This is a genomic window from Nocardia sp. NPDC004711 (assembly GCF_053601595.1).
This window is the reverse complement of record NZ_JBSGCB010000155.1, coordinates 1-3,058: the sequence shown is the minus strand read 5'-3', so window position 1 is coordinate 3,058 and position 3,058 is coordinate 1. Positions and strand designations below refer to the sequence as shown.

Below are 3,058 nucleotides of genomic sequence, written 5' to 3'. Positions count from 1 at the left end.
GACGCTCGGCGGTCGCCTGCGCACCGGCATCGGCGAGCACGTCACGCTTGAAATCGAGCACCTGCGAACGGTCGAGTTCGTAGACGACCGTGCCACCCGGCCACGCCAGCCGATACGCACGCGAATCCAGACCCGCCGCCACGATCACGACCTGACGCACACCCGCGTCCGCGGCCGAACGCAGATAGTCATCGAAATACCGGGTCCGTGCCGCCTGGAAATCCTGAAACAACGGCCCGAAACCAGGAGCGCGCAGGGGATGATTCTTCGTCTGCTCTACATCGTCGGCGAACAACGCCGCCCACTCATCACCCGCGGCACGACAGAACACCTCCGCGAACTGATCCACAGCCAACGCCTGCGCGTGCCGGGCCGCCAGACCACGGGCCGCCGCGACGAACAACGCGGTAGCACCGACACTCGTCTTGATGTCCCAGGAATCGTTGTCATTACGCATAATCATCACCTTTCCCCGGCCGAAGCCGGGCTGATCTTCCGGTCGTCGAGCTCAATGCGGATCGCGCGCGGAGAAGAGACAGACGACACCTGACTGCCGGATATGCACCTCAGCGAAACGCGCGTTCAGCTCGTGCGAGATGGACTCGATGCTGTCGCACCTATTGCCGAACACCTTTTCTCGATTCAGGTAACGCATCAGTGCGCGCGACCAGGGGGTATGCTCGGCACTTTCGCCCAGAATAGTACTTCCGAATACACGGGCACCGGGCGCGAGATGAGGTATCACGTGGTCGAAGACCACCGATTTTTGCCGGACCGAACCGGGCAGGCAGTGCAAGAGGAAGTTCATCCCGACAGAATCGAACTGTGCGGCAGGATAGAGGTCCAGTGGTTCGAAAACGTTGCTCTGGCAGATGGTGGGGTGATAGCGCTCGATGCGTCTAGCGGCGGTGTCGAGCACCACATCATTCAGATCCAGCAATGTAATCGACGGATTCGGCGGGAGTTTACAGTTGTCCAGAAACCATCCCGTTCCCGGGCCGATGTCGAGATGGCGACCGGCAATATTGGTGTCATAGTGCGCCAACATTCTCGTGCGTGGACATCGCCAGATCCAGCGACTCACCGTCCCTAATACCATCCGGTCATACACGGCCAACTCTGACCGATTATAGTGCTCGGCGCCGGCGCGAATGCGTGCGGCAGTCGGTGCCGAGATGTCTTTTTCAGATGTGCTCGATGCGACTTTCGAAATGCGCATGATGATCATTTCTCCGACCGTGTCGGGGTTGATGTTTCGGTGGTGGTTGATGTTTCAGTGGTGACGGGGCAGCCCGGCCAGATCTACCAGGCCGTCTCGCGGGCTGCGGCGGTCGTGGCCGCCACGATGGTGAACTTCAATGACCTTGCGGCGGTGAAACATTCACGCATCGGACCGACGAGCGTGCGGTGTTCCGGCGTGGCTTCCCAGTCGTAGAAGTCCTGGAGGTCTTGCCACTCGCTCGTGATCAGCCATTGCTCGGGATCGGTCGCCGATTGGCAGACCTGGTCGACGATATGCCCGGGAACGCCCTCGGCGACGACGTGCCGGATGTCCTCGTAGGCAGCGAGGAACTCGTTTTGCCGTTCCAGTGGCACGGTGATCAAGAAGACGACACGACCGCGCCCGAGGCGGCTGCCGTTGATGCTCTCGTTGTCGTTCACTGTGAGACTCCTTCGGGTCGGCGCAGAACCAGCGCACTGTTGAAGCCGTCGTATCCGCGTGCGGCGACGGCGGCGATGTCGATGGCTGCTCGCTGCGGAGCAGCGACGAAATCGAGTTCGCACCCCGGCGCCGGATTGGGCAACGCCCCGAACGCGGGCAGAGTGTGTTCCCGCATGGCCAGCACAGCGGTTGCGACGTCGAGCGCGGAGCTGCCCTGGGAAGCTCTGCCCAGCAGTCCTTTCTGACCGGTGACGGGTACCCCGTCAGGGAAGACGGTGCGGATCGCGTCGGCTTCGGCCCGGTCGGCAGCCGGTACACCGACCGCGTCGGCGAACACGACATCCGTGTGCCCTGGCGCGGCCTGCGCCCGGTCCAGTGCTCGCTGCAGTGCGGCGGCAAGGTACCTCGACGGCGGCTCGACCGTGGTGTCGCCCCAGGGGCGGGAGGTACGACCGTCCTGGGTGGCCGCATACCCGGCGATCTCCGCGTACACGTACGGCGCGCCGCGCCGTAGCGCGTGCTGCTCTTCTTCCACGACGAAGATGGCGCCGCCTTCGGCGGGGACATATCCGGCGGCATCGGCATCGAAGGGCAGATATGCGCGTTCGGGGTCCGTCTGCCGGCTCATCCATCCGCTGCGGCGCGAGGCCGTGAGCGCGTAGGGGCACAGTGGCGCCTCGGTGCCGCCGGCCAGGACGACATCGGCGGCGCCGCGACCGATCGCGCGCGCGGCGTATCCGAGGCTGTCCAGGCCGCCCGCCGCTTCGGCGACGAGCACACTCGACGGACCCTTCATCTGATGCAGAATCGAGGTTTGCCCAGCGCTTGCCGCATAGAACCAGGCGATCGATTGATAGGTGCCGACGGTGCGCGTCGATCCCGACCACAGTCGCTGCATCTCCCGCTGGCCGAAATGATTTCCACCCGTCGAGGCCGCCAGGGCCACCGACTGCCGGTACGGATCGACGGTGGACGGATCGAGCTCGGCATCGGTCAGGGCCTGTGCTGTCGCCGCCAGCGACATCCAGGTCCACCGGTCGGTCTGCACGATCAGACGGCGATCCAGGTAATCCTCCGGCACGAAGTCACGGACCTCTCCGGCCAGCGTGGTCGAATACGCGGAGGCATCGAATTGCGTGACCGGTGCGATCCGATTCTCGCCTGCCACAACGGTTTTCCAGTGCTCGCTCGCCGAGTTTCCGCTCGGGGCGACGACACCGATCCCGGTGATCACTGCGCGGCGGTTCATCGCGCTCTCTGCGCGGTCGCGGCGCCATCCGTCGACGCTTCCGTGTCCACGTGGCCGAGTTCGGGTCGCGGGGCGAGCGGTCCGAGGTGAAAGACGATGTTTGCGGTCTCGGTCCCGGTATTGCGCACCCGGTGCCGCACACCGAT

Annotated in this window: 4 protein-coding genes; all 4 read right to left on the bottom strand. The window is 64.4% G+C overall.

Annotated elements, in window-relative coordinates:
- The coding region (locus ACWEKS_RS49000) for a class I SAM-dependent methyltransferase (protein WP_452346555.1) at positions 1-457 on the bottom strand (457 nt) is incomplete at its 3' end.
- A gap of 51 nt (positions 458-508) precedes the next feature.
- The gene (locus ACWEKS_RS48995; RefSeq protein WP_452346554.1) at positions 509-1,228 is read right to left on the bottom strand and encodes a class I SAM-dependent methyltransferase; all 720 of its coding nucleotides are present in this window, start codon (positions 1,226-1,228) and stop codon (positions 509-511) included.
- 74 nt (positions 1,229-1,302) lie between these two features.
- Entirely contained in the window at positions 1,303-1,662 is a 360-nt protein-coding gene (locus ACWEKS_RS48990) for an antibiotic biosynthesis monooxygenase family protein (RefSeq protein WP_452346553.1), read from the bottom strand.
- Entirely contained in the window at positions 1,659-2,912 is a 1,254-nt protein-coding gene (locus ACWEKS_RS48985; RefSeq protein ID WP_452346552.1) for a beta-ketoacyl synthase N-terminal-like domain-containing protein, read from the bottom strand. The genes ACWEKS_RS48990 and ACWEKS_RS48985 overlap by 4 nt, the downstream gene beginning before the upstream one ends.
- Positions 2,913-3,058: the final 146 nt, after the last annotated feature.

Bases quoted from the DNA above. Each gene is read 5' to 3' on its own strand.
- ACWEKS_RS48995 (WP_452346554.1), bottom strand. From the start codon at position 1,228: ATGATCATCATGCGCATTTCGAAAGTCGCATCGAGCACATCTGAAAAA.
- ACWEKS_RS48985 (WP_452346552.1), bottom strand. From the start codon at position 2,912: ATGAACCGCCGCGCAGTGATCACCGGGATCGGTGTCGTCGCCCCGAGC.